General features: G+C 74.3%; 17 protein-coding genes and 1 rRNA gene. 11 read left to right on the top strand and 7 right to left on the bottom strand.

The genetic code is table 11. The annotated features are described in order from the left end of the window. A 5S ribosomal RNA gene (gene rrf, locus J4557_RS34360) occupies positions 1-82 on the top strand; the annotation flags it as partial. 59 nt (positions 83-141) lie between these two features. Here the strand turns inward: rrf and J4557_RS34355 are convergent. The 3 genes from J4557_RS34355 to J4557_RS34345 form a co-directional block, all read right to left on the bottom strand. Then, positions 142-636: a tetratricopeptide repeat protein gene (locus tag J4557_RS34355; protein ID WP_208270934.1), complete on the bottom strand. Its 495-nt coding sequence runs from the start codon at positions 634-636 to the stop codon at positions 142-144. Between the two features lie 1,262 nt (positions 637-1,898). Next, complete coding sequence (locus J4557_RS34350) at positions 1,899-2,420, bottom strand: GNAT family N-acetyltransferase (RefSeq protein WP_208270933.1); 522 nt, start codon at positions 2,418-2,420, stop codon at positions 1,899-1,901. A gap of 24 nt (positions 2,421-2,444) precedes the next feature. Next, on the bottom strand, positions 2,445-3,308 hold the full coding sequence (locus J4557_RS34345; RefSeq protein WP_208270932.1) for an NAD(P)H-binding protein: 864 nt from the start codon (positions 3,306-3,308) through the stop codon (positions 2,445-2,447). A gap of 89 nt (positions 3,309-3,397) precedes the next feature. Between J4557_RS34345 and J4557_RS34340 the strand changes: the two genes are divergently transcribed. Both J4557_RS34340 and J4557_RS34335 read left to right on the top strand, forming a co-directional pair. Further along, positions 3,398-3,838, top strand: a complete 441-nt coding sequence (locus J4557_RS34340) for a MarR family winged helix-turn-helix transcriptional regulator (RefSeq protein ID WP_208270931.1) — start codon at positions 3,398-3,400, stop codon at positions 3,836-3,838. 111 nt (positions 3,839-3,949) lie between these two features. Further along, positions 3,950-4,744 carry a hypothetical protein gene (locus tag J4557_RS34335; protein WP_208270930.1) on the top strand — a complete coding sequence of 265 codons (795 nt, stop codon included), beginning with the start codon at positions 3,950-3,952 and terminating at the stop codon, positions 4,742-4,744. A gap of 24 nt (positions 4,745-4,768) precedes the next feature. On the opposite strand, the gene J4557_RS34330 is transcribed toward J4557_RS34335, so the two are convergent. Beyond that, entirely contained in the window at positions 4,769-5,503 is a 735-nt protein-coding gene (locus J4557_RS34330; RefSeq protein ID WP_208270929.1) for a maleylpyruvate isomerase family mycothiol-dependent enzyme, read from the bottom strand. 109 nt (positions 5,504-5,612) lie between these two features. After that, entirely contained in the window at positions 5,613-6,494 is an 882-nt protein-coding gene (locus tag J4557_RS34325) for an NAD(P)-dependent oxidoreductase (protein WP_208270928.1), read from the bottom strand. 93 nt (positions 6,495-6,587) lie between these two features. Between J4557_RS34325 and J4557_RS34320 the strand changes: the two genes are divergently transcribed. The 3 genes from J4557_RS34320 to murA are packed head-to-tail and all read left to right on the top strand — an operon-like array spanning position 6,588 to position 8,982. Beyond that, positions 6,588-6,995 carry a winged helix-turn-helix transcriptional regulator gene (locus J4557_RS34320; RefSeq protein ID WP_208270927.1) on the top strand — a complete coding sequence of 136 codons (408 nt, stop codon included), beginning with the start codon at positions 6,588-6,590 and terminating at the stop codon, positions 6,993-6,995. A gap of 28 nt (positions 6,996-7,023) precedes the next feature. After that, positions 7,024-7,650 (top strand): LysE family translocator, encoded by a 627-nt coding sequence (locus J4557_RS34315; protein ID WP_208270926.1) that lies wholly within the window; start codon positions 7,024-7,026, stop codon positions 7,648-7,650. 30 nt (positions 7,651-7,680) lie between these two features. Beyond that, positions 7,681-8,982, top strand: a complete 1,302-nt coding sequence (gene murA / locus J4557_RS34310; protein WP_208270925.1) for a UDP-N-acetylglucosamine 1-carboxyvinyltransferase — start codon at positions 7,681-7,683, stop codon at positions 8,980-8,982. On the opposite strand, the gene J4557_RS34305 is transcribed toward murA, so the two are convergent. Further along, the gene (locus J4557_RS34305; protein WP_208270924.1) at positions 8,979-9,377 is read right to left on the bottom strand and encodes a RidA family protein; all 399 of its coding nucleotides are present in this window, start codon (positions 9,375-9,377) and stop codon (positions 8,979-8,981) included. The genes murA and J4557_RS34305 overlap by 4 nt on opposite strands. Positions 9,378-9,577: 200 nt before the next feature. Between J4557_RS34305 and J4557_RS51835 the strand changes: the two genes are divergently transcribed. After that, the gene (locus J4557_RS51835) at positions 9,578-10,738 is read left to right on the top strand and encodes a cytochrome P450 (RefSeq protein WP_208270923.1); all 1,161 of its coding nucleotides are present in this window, start codon (positions 9,578-9,580) and stop codon (positions 10,736-10,738) included. Positions 10,739-10,787: 49 nt separating this feature from the next. After that, positions 10,788-11,666 (top strand): hypothetical protein, encoded by an 879-nt coding sequence (locus J4557_RS34295; protein ID WP_208270922.1) that lies wholly within the window; start codon positions 10,788-10,790, stop codon positions 11,664-11,666. On the opposite strand, the gene J4557_RS34290 is transcribed toward J4557_RS34295, so the two are convergent. Continuing rightward, positions 11,663-12,820 carry a pyridoxal phosphate-dependent aminotransferase gene (locus J4557_RS34290; RefSeq protein WP_208270921.1) on the bottom strand — a complete coding sequence of 386 codons (1,158 nt, stop codon included), beginning with the start codon at positions 12,818-12,820 and terminating at the stop codon, positions 11,663-11,665. The genes J4557_RS34295 and J4557_RS34290 overlap by 4 nt on opposite strands. A gap of 154 nt (positions 12,821-12,974) precedes the next feature. Here J4557_RS34290 and J4557_RS34285 point away from each other — a divergent pair, with 154 nt between their 5' ends. From J4557_RS34285 to J4557_RS34275, 3 genes are all read left to right on the top strand, one after another. Continuing rightward, positions 12,975-14,576: an acyl--CoA ligase family protein gene (locus J4557_RS34285; protein ID WP_208270920.1), complete on the top strand. Its 1,602-nt coding sequence runs from the start codon at positions 12,975-12,977 to the stop codon at positions 14,574-14,576. Positions 14,577-14,671: 95 nt separating this feature from the next. Further along, entirely contained in the window at positions 14,672-16,198 is a 1,527-nt protein-coding gene (locus tag J4557_RS34280) for an FAD-dependent monooxygenase (RefSeq protein WP_208270919.1), read from the top strand. Positions 16,199-16,239: 41 nt separating this feature from the next. Further along, positions 16,240-18,195, top strand: coding sequence for an aconitate hydratase (locus J4557_RS34275; protein WP_208270918.1), 1,956 nt, complete (start codon positions 16,240-16,242; stop codon positions 18,193-18,195). Positions 18,196-18,241: the final 46 nt, after the last annotated feature.

Raw genomic sequence — 18,241 nt, 5'->3', positions numbered from 1 at the left:
CATTCCGAACCCGGAAGTTAAGCCCTTCAGCGCCGATGGTACTGCATGGGAGACTGTGTGGGAGAGTAGGACACCGCCGGACATTTTTTAGGAAGGCCCCGCCGTTACGGCGGGGCCTTCCGCATTTATCGGGGTTTCCGGTCAGGGATCGATCAGAGCCTTCGCGTAGTTGGACAGGGAACGGTTGTAGCGCGGCAGGTGGCGGGAGAGCGCGCCGAGCGCCAGAGCCGCTGCTTCGCGGTCACGACCGAGGTCGGTGAGCGCCAGGGCGAGAAAGGCCGTGACGGCATCGTCCAGCTCGTCGGAGCCGGCGTCACGTTCCGCCGTGAGAAGCCTGACGCTCTCCTCCGCCTCGCCGAGGTTGCGGAGCGTGCTGGCGAACTGGATGGTCGCCGGGCGGCGGCGCGAATCGGGCAGGCCCTCGGCGAACGCACGTCGGTAATGGACGGCCGCCTCCGCTTCATACCCGGTGGAGTCATAGGCGGAGGCGAGCTCGTACTCGGCGATGGCGTTTCCGGCAGGAAGCTCGCCGGTCAGGTCCTTGACCTTGGCGAGGAAGTCCTGCGGTTCGTGATCATCGAAGGTGGCCCAGAGGTCGGCGATCCGCCGTTGCCACCGTTCGTCCGGAATGGTCATCCGGGAAGCCTTCCACACGAGGCCGATGGTGCGCCCGGCGGCCCCAGACGTGCAGGTCGGGCAGGGACGCAACGCGTGTGCAACGTGTGATGAGTGATAATTCAACTGTCTGGTGATGACCGGGCTCATGGTCGCGCCGGTGCCAACCCACACACTGCACCGGCGCGGCCACCGGCCCGCACCACACGCCGGCGTGGTGGTCACATGCCGGTGAGCGTGAGCACATACCGAGGCGGGACAACGTCACCCCCGCGAGGCCGCACACAAGGGGCGCGCCAGGCAGGTTGGGATCATCATGTCGCCGAGCACCGCGAGGGCCGCAGTCACGAGGACGTGGCGTTGCGAGCGGGCGTTTCCGTCTGGCGGGTCCGGCGGCCGGAGGCGGTGGAGCGTCCGGGAGGGCGACGCGGGGAAATCGAGCGCCATCGCGTCGTGGACTTCGGGGCGAGGAATGTCGCGCGCGATCCGGCCGCCATCGCCGGATGGGAGGGGACGCGCGGCTCCGCGAGGTCGGTGGCGCAGGACAGCAGCGTCCACAGGGGAGGACTCGTGCGGGGGAGCACGGTACGGCCGCGACCACGGCGCAGATGACCGGGAAGACCGTCACCAGTTGGCCGGCGGCTGCCTTGCCGGGCGACACGCCGCGGGCGATGGGCGGCAGCACTCGGGCGATGAGGAAGTCGTCGGTCTGCGGGGCGAAGGCGGCAATTACGCGAGTGTGACGAGCCAGGGACCGCCAGAGGCGCGTCGGGTGGGTGGCATCGGGCGGCCAGCCCCGTGATCCGCCTCGCCGCATGCAGATCCTCGACGCGGTTCTTGATCATTCCGCCGGGACGGGGGTGTCCGGGCTGTCGATGCGTCACGTTGGCCAGGCGCTCGGGCACTGAACGCGTGCTCACGCATCACCTCGTGACAAGGACGCGCTGCTCACGCGGCTTCCAAAGATTCAGCACTAGAAGTCACCGACCGGGGGATCGGCGCGATCGTCGCGAGTCGTGGCACCGCCACCTTGCGGTGGAAGATCTCGTGCGCATGCGCTTGGTCCGCGAGATCGAGGTGCTCTGGTGGCGGGCCGCTTCGGCGACCGGGTGTCCGCATGCCTGGCCGCGGGGGCCGAGGTCGTCGCCGGAGCGCTGGTCACGGCCCGCGTCAGCCCTCGCGACCTGCGACCGCGAGCCGGTCGAGGTCGCCCTCGACCGGCTCTGTGCCCTCGCCGACTCCTGGACGGTTGCCCCGGCTGACCGGCGCTGCGCACTCGCCGGTCAGGAGGCCGTGTGCGTCCAGGTGAGCAGAGCGAACGATCGCCGGTCGCCCTCGACGACGGTGGCCGGCGCGTCGGTCGGCCGGTAGCCCGCGGCCCGGGCGACCGCAATGCTGGCCTCGTTGTCCGGCTCGATCTCCAGGAGGGTGCGGGGGAGTCCGGCTTCGGCGTGCGCGTAGCGGGTCATCAGCTGGAGTGCGCGCGAGGCGAGGCCCTGCCCCCGGTACCGGGCGCCGACGACATAGCTGATGGTGCCGAGCAGCCGGTTGAGCCGGATCTCGCCCTTCGCCTCGAGGCCGTCGGTCGTGATCGCGCGCTGGACGCGCTCGCCGCTGCGGCGTGCCTTGCGCGCGTCGTCCAGATAGCGGCGGGCCGCGGCCCGGTCGAAGGGCGAGGGGAGCGGCGTGCGGTGGGCGACCACCGGGTCGTCGAGCAGGGCGACGAGGGCGTCCAGGTCGCCGTCCGCCCATTCGCGCAGCACCAGGCCGTTCCCGCGCACTCCCCGCGGCGGCGTCTCGTCCATCGGGCACCCTCCGCTCCGCCCCGGTCAGGCGCCGGGGTCCTCCCGGAACGCGGCGGCGTTGCGGGCGCACCAGTCGGCGAACGTCCGCGGAGCGCGTCCGGTCAGCCGTTCCACCGTATCCGTGCGGAACCCCGCGGTGTCCGCGCGCATCAACGCGAACCCCTCGACGAGGGCTTCGGCGAGCGCCGGGGGAGCGCCGGACGGGAACCGGGCGCGCACCGCCTCCTCCGGTGTGCGGACCTCCCGTACCCGCAGGTCGCGGCCGATGGCGCGGGACAGGACGGCGACCTGCTCGGCGACGGTGAAGATCTCGTCGCCGGTGAGCGCGTACGCCTCGCCCTCGTGGCCGTCCCCGGTCAGGACGGCGGCGGCCACGGCGGCGATGTCGGCGGTGTCGATCGGCGCGAACCGTCCGGGGCCGACCGGGTCGAGGACGTACCCGCCCTCCCGGATGGTCGGCAGCCACTCCAGGGCGTTCCGCATGAAGCCGCCGGGCCGCAGGATCGTGGCGGGGACGCCGGACGCGCGGACCGCCTCCTCCCGCTCGTGGTGCCAGCGGCCCATGGCGGGCATCGGGTCGCCGAGCACGTTCGTCGACGACAGGAGCACGATGTGCCGGACCCCGGCGTCGCGTGCGGCCGCCGCGGCGTGCGCCGCCTGGGCGGTGCCGATGCCCGGGGTGAGGAGGAACAGCCGCTCGGCGCCGCGGAAGGCGGCCGGCAGGGTGGCGGGGTCGTCCAGGTCGCCGACCGCGCGTTCGGCGCGGGCGGGCAGGTCGGCGGCGCGGGCCGGGTCGCGGACGAGGATCCGCACGTCGGCGCCCTTGGCGTCCAGCTCGCGGACGAGGTCGCGGCCGATGTTCCCGGTGGCCCCGGTGACGAGTAGCATGGCGGCTCCAGAAGTCGTTTGCCGTCTAATGAACGTCGAGAACGTTAGCCGGTAAATGATTAGCCGTCAATCGATACCTCGGAGGTCCGATGCCCGAGTTCCTGGACCTGCACGGCAGGACGTCGAAGGCGCTCCGCGCGGCGGCGGACGACGGCATGCGCCGGCACGGCCTGCATCTGGGGCAGAACCACCTGCTCGCCGCCCTCTGGGAACGCGACGGCCGCACCCCCGGCGAGATCGCCGCCGAACTGCGGGTCACCACGCCCACCGTCGTGAAGATGGCCACCCGGATGGCCGCCGCCGGGCTCCTCACCCGCCGCCGCGACGAACGCGACAACCGGCTCGTCCGGCTGTGGCTGACCGAAGAGGGGCGGGCGCTGCAGGAACCGGTCGAGGCGGAGCGCCGCGCCTTGGAGGAGGCGGTCCTGGCCGACCTGACCGGGGCGGAGCGCGAGCACCTGATGGCCGCGCTCGAGAAGATCCACCGCGCCGCGACCGCCCTGCTGGAGGACTCCCGCCCGGCGGACTGAACCGTGCCGCCGTCCGCCGCGTCCCCTCCGAGTCGGACAATTCCAGGCGCCTGATCCCCGCAATGAAGATCAATGCCGCGTTCTGTCGGAGGCCGTTGTTAGCGTGCGGTCATGACTCTGCTCGGGACGTACGAGGACGGTCATTATCGGACCGAATTCGGTGTGCTCGTGGTCCGTGGCTTCTGGCCCGCCGGGGTCGGAGGAACGGGCGAACTCCGCCATCTGAATCTGCCCCTTCTCGCGGAGGACGCCTTTGCGGCCGGGGCGCGAAGCGATGTAGCGAGGGCAGGCGCCGGCTGGGTTCTCGGTACCGCGGCCCCGCATGCCCACGTGCGCATGGAGGCGCATGACGGCCCGCCCGGGCGAGGTTCCGGCGGGTGGAGCGATGCGCTCGATACGCCGTTCCTCACGTCGCGCGGCGATATGAAACTGACCCGCGGGCGCGGTGACGATTCGCCATGGAACCTGAAACTGGCACGGCCCGGCCTGCACCGGCTTCGCGTTCTCCGCCGCCGGACCTCCGACGGGCACCGATGGCTTCTGCAATTCTGGCCGGTGGCCGGTTCTCCCGAACCGCCGCGATTCCTGGCCCGTTCCCGTCCGGCCGTCGCCACCGACGGTGCGGGGCAGGGGGACAAGCGCTACGGGCCCCTGGCCATGGACGTTCTATCGGTGGCGCTGTGGTCGCCCGGCCGCCACACCCGTGCCGCCCTGGCGGATCGCCTCCTGGCGACCCCGGAGCAGGTCCGGGAGGCGCTCCGGTACCTGACCAGGCGCGGGCTGCTGCGCGTCGGCGGTGCCGACGCGGGCCCCACCTCGACGATCGCGCTCGTGCCCGAGCGTCCGCGTCCCGCCGGCGTGAGCGTCCCGTCCCCGGCACGACCCTGGTCGCCGGCGGCACGATGAGCCGGCCCGGCGAGGCGGCGGAGGTCAGGCGGCGTAGTTGCGGACGAGGCGGAGCGCCTCGGCGGCGTCCGGGCCCTCGGCGGTGAGGGCGGTCTGCTCGGGCGTGAGGCGGCGGGCGCCGACCCGGCAGAAGTCCGCGGCCGGACCGGTGATCCGGTTGGGTGCCGCGGGGTCGCCGAAGGTCCAGCGGGTCCCGTCCGGTGCGGTGAGGTCGCAGTGGACGGCCGCGTCGGGGCGGCCCGCGACCGAGAACGCGTAGGGGAGGGTCCGGTGGGCCAGCCAGGCGATGTGGCGCAGGCGGTCGGTGTCCGGGTAGTCGATGCCCAGCGGGACGGTGATGTCCTGCGCGTGCGCCCAGTGCTCGGCGAGCCGTGTCGTGGCGAGCGTCCGCGGGGAGAGGGACGTCCGGACCCAGGCGAGGCGGGTGCCCGGCGGGTAGGAGCGGAGCGTGTCCGGCGTGGCGGACGCCGCCTTGCGCCAGCGGGCGAGGAGGGCGTCCGGCGCCATGCCGCGCTCGGCGGCGACCAGGTCGGCCATCGCGCCGTCGACGGTGGTCGCGGTGGACGGCAGGAACGACCCGGTGTCGCCGATGGCCGGGCTGCCGATCGCCTCCTCGCTCTGCGCGAGGTGCAGGACCACGTCGGCGACCGTCCAGCCGTCCGCGCCGGACGGTGCGGACCATTGCGCCGGGCTCAGCGCCGCCAGCACGGCGTCCAGCCGCCGGTACTCGGCCGCGAGGTCGTCGAGGACATCCGTCATGCCGCCACCATACCGAATAGCGTTCGGTTCGTCGGTGGCCGATGGCGGCCGCTCCCTCGCGCCGTTCGCGCCGGCGGTCCGGAGGGCCTGGCCGCCACCTGCCTGCCGATCAGCGGGCGATGAGGTCGACGACGCCGGCGGTGCCCTCGTCGGGATGGCCGGCGTCGAGGCGGCGCCGCATGAGGTCCATGAAGGGGGTCAGCAGTTCGGGGCTGACCCGCTGCTCTTCGGCCGTGCGCAGCAGCGTCGCGTTGCCCCGCACCATCATGGCGAGGTTGGACGTCACGCCCCGGGTGTAGTCGCCGCTGTCCAGCTGCTCGGCGACGCCGTTCGCGTATCCGGTCATGGCCGTGAGCCAGCCGGCGAGCATGGGGGCGAAGTCCTTCAGCGCGACGTCCTCGTCGCGGACGAGCGCGAACGCGTGCGCGACGCCGGCGAACATCCCCGTCATCGCGCTGAGCAACGCCACGTCGTGCAGGGCGGCGAAGCCGGGATCCTCGCCGACGTAGACGGTGCCGGCCGGGACGGCGAGCGTCGCGCGGTGCGCGTCGAAGAGGGAACGGGACCCGCTGTAGAAGACGTAGCCGCCGGACCCCTCGGCCCCGATCATGGGCGGGACCGCCATGATCCCGCCGTCCAGGAAGCGGGCGCCCCTCTCCTCGGCCCACGCCGCCCGCGCGCGGGCCTCGGCGGGGGTGCCGGTGGTGAGGTCGACCAGGTCCTTGCCCGCCAGGTCGGCGTCCGCGAGGACCTCGCGGACCGACGCGTCGTCGAGCAGGCAGACGACGACCAGGTCGCCGGCTGCGACCGCGGCGGCGGCCGTGTCCGCGACCTCGGCGCCCGCCGCGGCGAGGGCCTCGGCGCGGCCGGGCGTGCGGTTCCAGACGGTCAGCGAGCGCCCGGCGGCGAGCCAGGCGCGGGCGAGCGCCGTCCCCATGTCGCCGAGCCCGAGCAGAGTGAGCGAAGTGTTGTCCGAATCGGTGTGGTTCATGCCGACTAGGCTTCTCGTGGGGCCCGTGGATGATCAAGTACGCACTTCGAAGTGCGTGGTTACCACGAGGTGAGCGAGCCGGCGGGAGGGCTGATGGGGATCGGGCGGAGGCCGGGCGCGTACGTGTGCGGGATCGACGCGGCGATGGACGTGATCGGCGGCAAGTGGAAGGTCCTGATCCTGTGGGCGCTCGCCGAGCGGCCCTGCCGGTTCGGCGAGCTGCGCAGGAACCTGCCCGGGGTGACCGAGAAGGTGCTCACCGCCCAGCTGCGCGAGCTGGAGGCGGACGGCATCGTGCACCGCGAGGTGTTCGATGAGGTGCCGCCCCGGGTCGAGTACTCGCTGACGGCGCTGGGCGCCTCGCTCAACGAGGCGCTGGCGCCGCTCGGGGCGTGGGGGCGCGAGCACATCATCGGCGGCGCGTACGACGCCCGCCACGACGCCCGCCAGCCGGCGCGAGGCCGTGACGGCGCGCACACCGGCGCGAACGCGCGGCCGTGAGCCGGGACGCCGCGCGTAGGATCCGATCATGCTGACGGCCGCGCTCGCGTTCGCCGGGGCCGCGATGATCATCAATGTGGTGCCCGGCCTGGACACCCTGCTCGTCCTCCGGACGTCCGTCGCGCTCGGACGCGGCGGAGGGTTCGCCGCGGCGCTCGGGATCGTCACGGGCTGCTGCGCGTGGGGGCTCGCCACCGCGGTCGGCCTCACCGCGCTGCTGACGGCGTCCCGCCTCGCCTACGACGTGCTGCGCGTCTGCGGCGCCGCGTACCTGGTGTGGCTGGGCGCCGCGGCGCTCTGGAAGGCCAGGCGGGAGGAGCCCGCCGAAGAGGTCCCGGAACCGGCCGTGGCCGGGTCGCGGTGGGCGGCGTTCCGGGCCGGGGTCGGGACGAACCTGCTGAACCCCAAGGCCGGGGTGTTCTACATGAGCCTGATCCCGCAGTTCGTGCCGCACGGAGCGCCGGCGTTCGGCACGACCGTCCTGTTCACGGGCATCGACGTCGTGGAACTGGCCGTCTGGTACTGGCTGGTGTCGGGGGCGGCGGCGAAGCTGGCGGAGCGCCTGCGGCGGCCGCGGGTGCGGCGGCGCCTGGAGCAGGTCGCGGGGGTCGCGTTCCTCGGCTTCGCGGCGAACCTTCTCGCGGACCGCGCCTGACGGGTCCGGATCGGCCGTAGGCTTGCACGGGTGACCGAGAAGCTCTGGGAGATCGAACCCTCCGGACCTCTGCGCGGCGACGTCACCGTGCGGGGGGCGAAGAACGCCGTCAGCAAGCACATGGTCGCGGCGATGCTCGGGGCGGAGCCGAGCACCATCCGCAACGCCCCCGACGTCGGCGAGGTCGGGATCACGGCCGGGATACTCGAGCACGTCGGGATGGCCGTCGAGCGGTCCGGCGGCGAGATCACCGTCGTTCCCCGGCCGGTGGCGGACCCGAGCGTCGGCAAGGCGTTCACCGGGCTGAACCGGATCCCGATCCTGATGCTGGGCCCGCTGCTGCACCTGGCCGGGGAGGCGTTCGTCCCGCTGGTCGGCGGCGACCCGATCGGGCGGCGGCCCGTCGACTTCCACGTGGACGCGCTGCGCGCGTTCGGCGCCGAGGTGACGATCGCGGCCGACGGCATCCACGCCCGCGCGTCACGGCTGGTCGGGACGCGGATCGACCTGCCGTACCCGAGCGTCGGCGCCACCGAGACCGTGCTGCTCGCGGCCGTCAGGGCGCAGGGCAAGACGGTCATCCGGAACGCGGCGACGGAACCGGAGATCATCGAGCTGGCGCTGTTCCTGCAGCGGATGGGCGCGCGGATCTCGTTCGCGCCCGACCGCCGGATCGTCGTCGAGGGCGTCGACCGGCTGGGCGGGGCCGTGACGCGGCTGGAGGGCGACCGGATCGAGGCGTTCTCCTACCTGGTGGCGGGGCTGGTGACCCGCGGCGAGGTGCGGGTGCACGGCTGCCCGCAGGACCGCCTCGTCACCGCGATCACCACGCTGGCCCGGATGGGCGCCCGGTTCGAGATCACCGACGACTGGATCATGGCGTCGGCGCCGGACGGGCTGCGTCCCGCGGCCGTCCAGACCGACACCCACCCCGGGTTCGCGACGGACTGGCAGACGCCGCTGATGGTGCTGTTCACGCAGGCGGACGGCATGTCGGTGCTGCACGAGACCGTGTACGAGAACCGGCTCGCGTACGTCCCGGCGCTGCAGAGCATGGGCGCGGAGATCGAGGTCTACGACACGTGCCTCGGCGGCCCCGCGTGCCGCTACCACGACACGGCGGCGCTGCACTCGGCGGTCGTGCGCGGGGTGTCGAAGCTGCGCGGCGGCGACGTGACGATGCCGGACATCCGGGCCGGGTTCTCGGCGGTGCTCGCGGCGGCGGTCGCCGAGGGGCCGTCGACGCTGCGCGGCGTCCACCACATCGAGCGCGGCTACCACCGGCCGGTCGAGCAGTTCCGGGCGCTGGGCCTCGCGCTGAAGGCGGTCTAGCCGACGACGGCGACGGCCTCCACCTCGACGAGCTGGTCCTCGTAGCCGAGGACGGCCACGCCCAGCAGCGTGCTGGGCGCATCGTGCTCGCCCATGTGCTCGCGGACCACGGCCCAGGCCTCGACCAGGTCGGCCCTTCGGGAAGAGGCGACGTAGACGGTCGTCTTGACGATGTCGGTGAGGGACGCGCCCGCGGACTCCAGGGCCGCGGCGAGGTTCCGCATGACCTGGTGGGCCTGGGCCGCGACATCGCCGGGCGCCACGGTCGTGCCGTCGGCGTCCAGGGGGCAGGCCCCCGCCGTCCAGATGGCCCGCACCGGGGAGGCGGACGTCGCCGCGTACGCGTAGTCGACCGGCGCGAGGGCCGTGTCGCGGACGAGACGGACGGCGCTCACCGGGCCGCCACCGGGTCCGTCGCGCGCCGGGCGCAGGCGGGCGAGCCGCCGGCGGGCGGCCCGTACCGGAGCGCGGTGGCGGCCCGGGTCCGTTCGAAGATCACTGCCACGTGGTCAGGCTAGGGTGGCCCGCCCGGAGATCGCACGCCCATTTCCGCGGCGGGTAGCGTGGGCCGCTCGTCCGCACGGAGGGACCGCTCGTGGAATTCGACCGGCGCGACCCGTACCCCTGCTACGCCCGGGCCAGGGAGGCCGAAGGGCTCACGTTCGTCCGCGAACTGGACGCCTGGCTCGTCGCGCGGGACGCGGACGCGCGGGCGGTGCTGCGCGACGCGGAGACGTTCTCGTCCGCCGGCGCGATGCGCCCGGAGGCGATGCCGGGGCCGGAGGCGATCGCGGTGCTGGAGACGGTGCCGTCGGGGCGCCCGGTGGTGCTGTCGGCGGACGGCGACGAGCACCGGCGGGTGCGCGAGCCGCTGGTGCGCGGGCTGTCGCCGCGGCGGGTCGCGGCCGCCGTGCCGTTCGTCGAGCGGCGGGCCGCGGAGCTCGTCGCGTCGTTCGCCGGGGACGGGCGCGTCGAGCTGATGTCCCGGTACGCGCGGGTCCTGCCGGGCGAGGTGATCGGGCACCTGCTCGGGCTCGACCCGGCGGACGTCCCGGCGGTCATCCGGGGCAGCTACCGGGCCGAGGAGCTGGTCTTCACGCCCATGGAGCCGGACGAGCAGGTCGCGGCGGCGCACGAGGTCGCCGGGATGAAACGGCTGCTCGAGGCGCTGGTGCGGGGGCGGGACGGCGATCCCGGCGACGACCTGACCGGCGAGATGATCCGGGCGATCGAGCCGTACGGCACGCTGATCTCCAACCTGCAGAACCTGCTGCTGGCCGGGCACCTGACGACGACGGCGCTGATCGGCACCGCCGTCCTGCACCTGCTGCGGGACCGGGACCAGTGGGAGCTGCTCTGCCGGCGGCCCGAGCTGGCCGCGGCGGCGGTCGAGGAGGCCGCCCGCCACGACGCGCCCGTCCAGGGGTTCCGGCGGGTCGCGACGCGGCCGGTGACGATCGCCGGCACCGACCTGCCCGCGGGCGCGCACGTCTTAGTCGCCTTCGGCGCCGCCGGCCGCGACCCGGACGCGCACGCCCGGCCGGACGCGTTCGACATCACGCGCGAGCCCGCGCGGCACCTCGCCTTCGGGCACGGCGCGCACGCCTGCCCCGGGGCGCAGCTGGCCCGCGAGCAGGTACGGATCTCGCTGGTGACGCTGGCGCGGGAGCTGCCCGGCCTGCGGCTGGCGGGACCGGTGGAGACGCAGCCGAACCTGATCCACCGGTCGCCGGAGGAACTGATCCTTACCTGGTGATGGCCGAAAGCTCCAAGACGTCCGCGCCGCGCGCGGCAAGGCTGTCGACATGGATCTGACCAAGGCCTCCGACTTCATGGCCACCCATGCCCGCCTCCTCGACCGCCGCCGTTTCGAGCTGCTCACCGGCGAGGGGGACCGGGACGCCGCGCTGGCCGCGCTGAACGCCTACCGGAATCCCGACGGCGGGTACGGCCACGGCCTCGAACCCGACCTGCGGTCGCGGACGAGCCAGCCGGGCCCCGCGCTGCACGCCTTCGAGGTGTTCGCCGAACTGGCGCCCGTGGCGGCGCCCGAGGCGGCGGCGCTCTGCGACTGGCTGGAGACGGTGACGCTGCCGGACGGCGGCATCCCGTTCGGGGTGCGCATCCCCGACCCGGCGGGATGCGCCCCGTTCTGGGCGGGCGCCGACCCGGCCGCGTCGTCGCTGCAGATCACCGCGGTGGTCGCCGCGACGGCCCACCGCGCCGCCGCCCATGACCCGGCGGTCGCCGCGCATCCGTGGCTCGCCCGCGCCACCCGCTTCTGCCTGGACGCCGTCCGGGCCGGGACGGAACCGCACGCGCTCGAGCTCGCGTTCGCCCTGTGGCTGCTGGACGCCGTCCACGCGACCGAACCGGAGGCGGCCGAGCTGATCGCGCTGCTGGGCGAGCACATCCCGCCGGACGGCCTCGTCCACGTCGCGGGCGGGCTGGAGGACGAGATGATGCGGCCCCTCGACTTCGCGCCCCTGCCGGACACTCCGGTGAGGGCGCTTTTCGCGCCCGGCGTCGTCGCCGCCGAGCTCGACCGGCTGGAGCGCGGGCAGGAGGCGGACGGCGGGTGGCGCGTCGACTTCGCCAGCTACTCGCCCGCCGCCGAACTGGAGTGGCGCGGCTACCAGACCGTCAAGGCCGTCTCGATCCTGCGCGCCAACGGCCGCGCCTAGAGGGCCAGGCGGAAGCGCTCGCGCAGGTCGCCGAGCCGTTCGGCGGGTTCGTTGGCGAACACCAGCCGCAGGTACTGGGCGCCGCTCGGGCCCCAGCCGTCCATCGGCGTCGCGGCGACCTTCGCGCGCTCGAACAGCCGCCGCGACAGGTCGGCGGGGGACAGGCCGAGCGGGCGCGTGTCGATGAGCAGCGACCAGCCGCCGTGCGGCCGCACCGCGGGCAGGTCGGACAGCTGGGCGAGGATCGTCTCGCAGCGTTCCCGCCAGGTCGCCGTCGCGGCCGCGACGTCGGCGTCGGCGTCCGGCGCGGCGAGCGCCGCCGCGACCGCCTCCTGCGCGATCCCGACCTGGCAGACGACGTTGGTGAGCCCGACGAGCCGGACGTCGTGCAGGATCGAGGCCGGTCCGGTGACCCAGCCGACCCGCCACCCGATCATCCGCAGCTCCTTGGACGCCGATCCCACCGTGATGGTCCGGTCGGCCAGCCCGGGGATCCGCGCGGGATGGTCGGGGCCGCGGCCGTCGAACCGGATCCGCTCCATCGCGGCGTCGTAGACGAGCCACGCGTCGTGCCGTTCGAGCGCGCCGGCGAGGGCCGTCCAGTGCGTCTCGTCCAGGACCAGCCCGGTCGGCATCGCCGGGCCCATCATCAGGACGGCGGCCGTCCGCGGCCCGACCGCGTCCGCGAGCCGCCGCGGGTCGACCGTCCAGCCGCCGGCGGACGCCTCGCACGGGACGAACCGGGGCACCCCGCCCGCGAGCCGCACCCGGTTGACGAGCCCGGCGTAGATCGGGTCGCAGAGCACGACCTCCTCGCCGGGCTCCACGGTCGCGAGAAGCGTGTTGAGGATCCCGTTGAGCCCGCCGGCGACGCCGACGCATTCGGTGGCCGGGTCGTAGGTGCGCCCGGCGATCCGCCCGACGTGCGCCGCGGCGGCCTCCAGCAGGCTCCCGCGCCCCTGGAACGGCAGGTAGCTGTTGGCGTCGTCGGCGTCCACCGCGGCGCGCGTCGCGGCGAGTGCCACCGCGGGCGGGCGGACGTCGGTGTCGAGGTTCTCCAGCCGGAGGAACTCCGGGTCGGCGGCCGCGTCGGCGGCGTCGCCGACCTCGTCCACGCCGATGCCGGGGATGTCGCGGAGCCGGGACACGGGCACGCTGCCACCTCTCGTCGATCTTGATCCTCCGGCCAGCCTCGCGCACGCCGGCCGCGGCGTCCAGGGACGGACGGGCCGCCCGTGGGATCCTTGGGCGCAGGCCACATCCGTGCCGCGGGCGCCGGGCGCCCCGGCCGACGGCACCGGAGGACCCATGGACAACGGCCCCGGCTACACCGCGCTCACCCCGCTGGCGTTCCTGAAACGGTCCGCGGAGGTGTTCCCCGGCAAGACCGCCTACGCGTACGGGGACCGCCGGGCGACGTACGCGGAGTTCGCCGCGGAGGCGACGCGGCTGGCGAACGCGCTGCGGGCGTCCGGGATCGGGCCGGGCGACCGGGTCGCCTACCTCGCGCCGAACGTCCCCGAGCTGCTGGTCGCGCACTTCGGCGTGCCGCTGGCCGGCGCGGTGCTCGTCGCGATCAACACGCGGCTGGCGGCGGCGGAGATCCGCTACATCCTCGAGCACTCCGGGGCGAAGGCGCTGGTCGTCGACGCGGGCCTGCACCCGGCCGTCGCGCCGCTCGCCGGGGCGCTGCCCGAGGTCGTCACCGTCCCGGCCGAGGGATGCGAGCCGGACCCGGCCGTCGGCGGGATCTCCTACGCCGAGTTCCTGGAGCGCGGCTCGGACGACCCCCTCCCATGGGAGGTCGACGACGAGAACGCGCCCATCTCCATCAACTACACGTCCGGGACCACGGGACGGCCGAAGGGCGTCGTCTACACCCACCGCGGCGCCTACGTGAACGCGCTCGGCGAAGTGGTGCACTCCCGGCACACTCCCGGCAGCGTGTACCTGTGGACGCTGCCGATGTTCCACTGCAACGGGTGGTGCACGGGGTGGGCGCTCGCCGCGATCGGCGGGACGCAGGTGTGCCTGCGCGCCGTCGACGCCGCGGAGGTGTGGCGGCTGATCGACGCCGAGGGCGTCACGCACCTGAACGGCGCCCCCACCGTCCTGGTCGCCATCGCGAACGCGGCGCAGGCGCACCCGCTGGACGCGCCGCTGACCGTCACCACCGCGGGCGCCCCGCCCAGCCCGACGATCATCGGGCAGATGGAGGCGCTCGGCGCGACGATCGTGCACGTCTACGGGCTGACCGAGACCTACGGGCCGTACTCGGTGTGCGAGCCGCAGCCCGGCTGGGACGCGCTCGCCGCGCCCGAGCGGTCCCGGCTGCTGGCGCGGCAGGGCGTCGGCATGGTCCAGACCGACGGCCTGCGGGTCGTCGACGCGGACATGAACGACGTCCCCGCCGACGGCGAGACGCTCGGCGAGATCGTCATGCGCGGCAACAACGTGATGAAGGGCTACCACCGCGACGAAGAGACCACCGCGCGGGCGTTCCGCGGCGGCTGGTTCCACTCCGGCGACCTCGGGGTCCGCCACCCCGACGGCTACGTCGAGCTGCGCGACCGGTCCAAGGACATCATCATCTCCGGCGGCGAGAACATCTCCACGGTCGAGGTCGAGCGCGCGATCGACGCGCACCCGGCGGTGCTGGAGGTCGCGGTCGTCGCCGTGCCGGACGACAAGTGGGGCGAGCGACCGAAGGCGTTCGTGGTCCTGCGCGCGGGGCGCACGGCGACGGAGGCGGAGCTGATCGAGCACGTCCGCGCCGGGCTCGCCCGGTTCAAGGCGCCCGACACAGTGGAGTTCGTCACCGAGCTGCCGAAGACGTCCACCGGCAAGATCCAGAAGTTCCAGCTGCGGGAGCGGGAGTGGGCCGGCCGGGACCGCCGCGTCCAGGGCTAGCGGGCCGGTTTCCGGCCGCCCCCGGCACGTGAGGAGCCGCCGTTCGTGGGAAGGGGTGTAGGGCCGCACCCGCGCACGGACGGAAGGGGATCCGGATGCCGCCCAGGTCGACGGGGAACGTGCTGATCGTGGGCGCGGGGCCGACCGGGCTCCTGCTCGCGGGGGACCTGGCGGCGGCCGGCGTGGACTGCACCGTGCTGGAACGGCGCCCGGAGGAGACCGACAACCTGACCCGCGCGTTCGCCGTGCACGCGCGCACGCTGGAACTGCTCGACGCGCGCGGCGTCGCCGACGAGCTGGTCGCGGCGGGGGAGCGGGTCGGCGGGCTGCGGCTGCTCGGAGCCGCGGCGCTGGACCTGTCACGGCTCCCCGGCCGTTTCCCGTTCGTGCTGGTCACGCCGCAGTACGAGACGGAGCGGGTGCTGCGCGGTCGCGCGCTGGAGGCCGGCGCGGAGATCGTCCACGGCGCGGAGGCGACCGGGCTCCGGCAGGACGCGGAGGGCGTGGACGTCGACGTCCGGATGTCCGACGGGTCCACGGCGACCCGCCGGGCGTCGTACGTCGTCGGGGCCGACGGCGTCCGCAGCACCGTCCGGGAGGCGCTCGGCCTGCCGTTCCCCGGCCGGGCCGTGGTGCGGTCGGTGATGCTGGCGGACGTGCGGCTGGACGACGCGCCCGCCGAGGTCCTCACCGCCGGCGCGTCCGGTGACGCGTTCGCGTTCATCGCGCCGTTCGGCGACGGCTGGTACCGGGTGATCGCCTGGGACCGCCGGCACCAGGCCGCCGACTCCGAGCCCGTCGACCTGGAGGAGGTCCGCGACGTCGCGCGCCGCGCGCTCGGCTCCGACCACGGGATGCGCGACCCGCGCTGGACGTCGCGGTTCCACAGCGACGAGCGGCAGGTGCCGCGCTACCGGGTCGGACGGGTGCTCCTCGCGGGCGACGCCGCGCACGTCCACTCCCCGGCGGGCGGCCAGGGCATGAACACCGGGATGCAGGACGCGGCGAACCTCGGCTGGAAGCTCGCCGCCGAGCTGGCCGGCTGGGCGCCGTCGTGGCTGCTGGACAGCTACCACGAGGAGCGCCATCCCGTCGGCAGGCAGGTCCTGCGCGGCAGCGGCGCGCTGCTGAGGTTCGCGATGGTCGAGCAGCCGTGGCTGCGCCGGGGGCGGGCCGTCGCGGCCTGGGCGGCGACCCACGTCCGGCCGGTCGCGCGGCGGCTGGCCGGCGCGGTGTCCGGCATCGACATCGCCTACCCGGCGCCGCGCGGCGCGCACCGCCTCACCGGCATGCGCGCGCCGGACGTCCCCGTCGCGGGAGCCCCGGGGCGCCTCTACCGGCTGCTCGGCGACGGGCGGTTCGTGCTCGTCGTCGCGGCCAACGACCCGGCGGTCACCTACCTGGCGACCAAGCGGTGGGCGGGACGGGTGCACTGCGCGCTCGCGGGCGGCGCCACCCGCACGACCGCGCTCGTCCGGCCCGACGGCTACATCGCGTGGGCGTGCGACGAGACCGCGCCGGACCGGCGCGCCGCCGCGATCCGTGAGGCGCTCGCGCACTGGTGCGGGCGCCCGGCGGACCGTCCGGCGCACGACCGGGAGCGTCCCGCCCGGCCCGTTTGAGCGCGGCCGTTACACGACCGGAGGGAGCGGAGGAAACGCCCATGGCCAACGGCACCGGAGGCCGCAACGTCGCCCGCAAGCTGATCGCCTCGCACCTGGTCAGCGGCGAGATGGAGCCCGGCACGGAGATCGGGGTCCGGATCGACCAGACCCTCACCCAGGACGCCACCGGCACGATGGTGATGCTGGAGCTGGAGGCGCTCGACCTCGGCCGGGTGCGCACGGACGTGTCGGTGCAGTACATCGACCACAACCTGCTGCAGTCCGACGAGCGGAACATGGCCGACCACATCTTCCTGCGGTCGGCGTGCCGCCGCTACGGCCTCTGGTACTCCAGGCCAGGCAACGGCGTCTCGCACCCCACGCACATGCAGCGGTTCGGCGTGCCCGGCGCCACGATGGTCGGCTCGGACTCCCACACCTGCGCGGCGGGGTCGCTCGGCATGCTCGCGATGGGCGTCGGCGGCCTGGAGGTCGCCATGGCGATGGCGGGCGAGCCGATCCACGTGACGATGCCGGAGATCTGGGGGATCCGCCTCACCGGGGAGCCGCCTCCGTGGGTCAGCGCCAAGGACGTGATCCTGGAGATGCTGCGGCGGCACGGCGTCCGCGGCGGCGTCAACCGGATCATCGAGTACCACGGGCCGGGCCTGGCGGCGCTGACCGCGATGGACCGGCACGTCATCGCGAACATGGGCGCCGAGCTCGGCGCGACGACGACGGTGTTCCCGTCCGACGAGCGCGTCCTGGAGTTCCTGCGCGGCGAGGACCGCGAGGGCGACTTCACCGAGATCGTCGCCGACCCGGACGCCTCCTACGACGTCACCGGCGAGATCGACCTGTCGGCGCTGGAGCCGCTGATCGCCCGCCCGTCCTCGCCCGGCGACGTGGTGCCGGTCCGGGAGGCCGCGGGGGAGGAGGTGCACCAGGTCGTCGTCGGGTCGTCGGCGAACCCGGGACTGCGCGACTTCGCGTCCGTCGCCGCGATCGTCAAGGGCCGCCAGGTGCATCCGCACGTGTCGCTGGACGTGAATCCGACCTCCCGGCAGATCCTCGTCGACCTCACGAAGATGGGCGCCGCCACCGACCTCGTCCAGGCCGGCGCCCGGATCCACCAGGCCGGCTGCCTCGGCTGCATCGGCATGGGGCAGGCGCCCGCGATCGGCCGCAACAGCCTCCGGACGTTCCCGCGCAACTTCCCCGGCCGCTCCGGGACCGCCGACGACCGGGTCTGGCTGTGCTCGCCGGAGACCGCCGCGGCCGCCGCGCTCACCGGCGAGATCACCGACCCGCGCGAGCTGGACATGGAGCCCCCGGTCCTGCGCCTGCCGGAGCGCTCCAGCGTCAACCGGGAGATGCTCGAGGCGCCGCTCCCCGAGGACGAGGCGCGCCGCGTGGAGCTGGAGAAGGCGCCGAGCATCGGCGTCCTGCCCGAGCTGGACCCCTTGCCGGACGAGCTGGACGTGCCCGTCGTGATCAAGGTGGGGGACGACGTGTCGACCGACGAGATCCTCATGGCGGGCGCGCGGGCCCTCCCGTACCGCAGCGACATCGCCAAGCTGGCCGGCTTCGCCTTCGTCCGCATCGACGAGGGCTACCCGGATCGGGCGCGGGAGGCCGGAGCGCACGCCGTCGTCGGCGGCCGCAACTACGGGCAGGGCTCGTCCCGGGAGCACGCCGCGATCGCGCCGCGCCATCTCGGGCTGCGGCTCGTCCTCGCCCGCGGGTACGCCCGCATCCACTGGCAGAACCTGGTCAACTTCGGGATCCTGCCGCTGGAGTTCGCCGAGGAGGCCGACTACGACCGCGTCGAGCAGGGCGACCGGCTGCGGATCGAGGGCGTCCGCGCGGCGCTGGAGAAGGGGACCGAGGTCGAGGTCCGCAACGTCACCAAGGACCGGACGTACCGCGCCCGGCACCGGCTGTCGCCCCGCCAGCGCGAGCTCGTCGCCGCCGGAGGCCAGATCCCCCTGCTCCGCGCCCGCGCCTCCCGTTGAGCTGCGGCGAGTCGCCGTCATGAGGTTCGCTCACAACGACGGCTCG

The sequence above is a fragment of the Actinomadura nitritigenes genome (assembly GCF_017573545.1).
GTDB lineage: Bacteria > Actinomycetota > Actinomycetes > Streptosporangiales > Streptosporangiaceae > Spirillospora > Spirillospora nitritigenes.
Note: the sequence above shows the minus strand (reverse complement) of the source record. Positions and strands in the feature narration are given on the sequence as shown.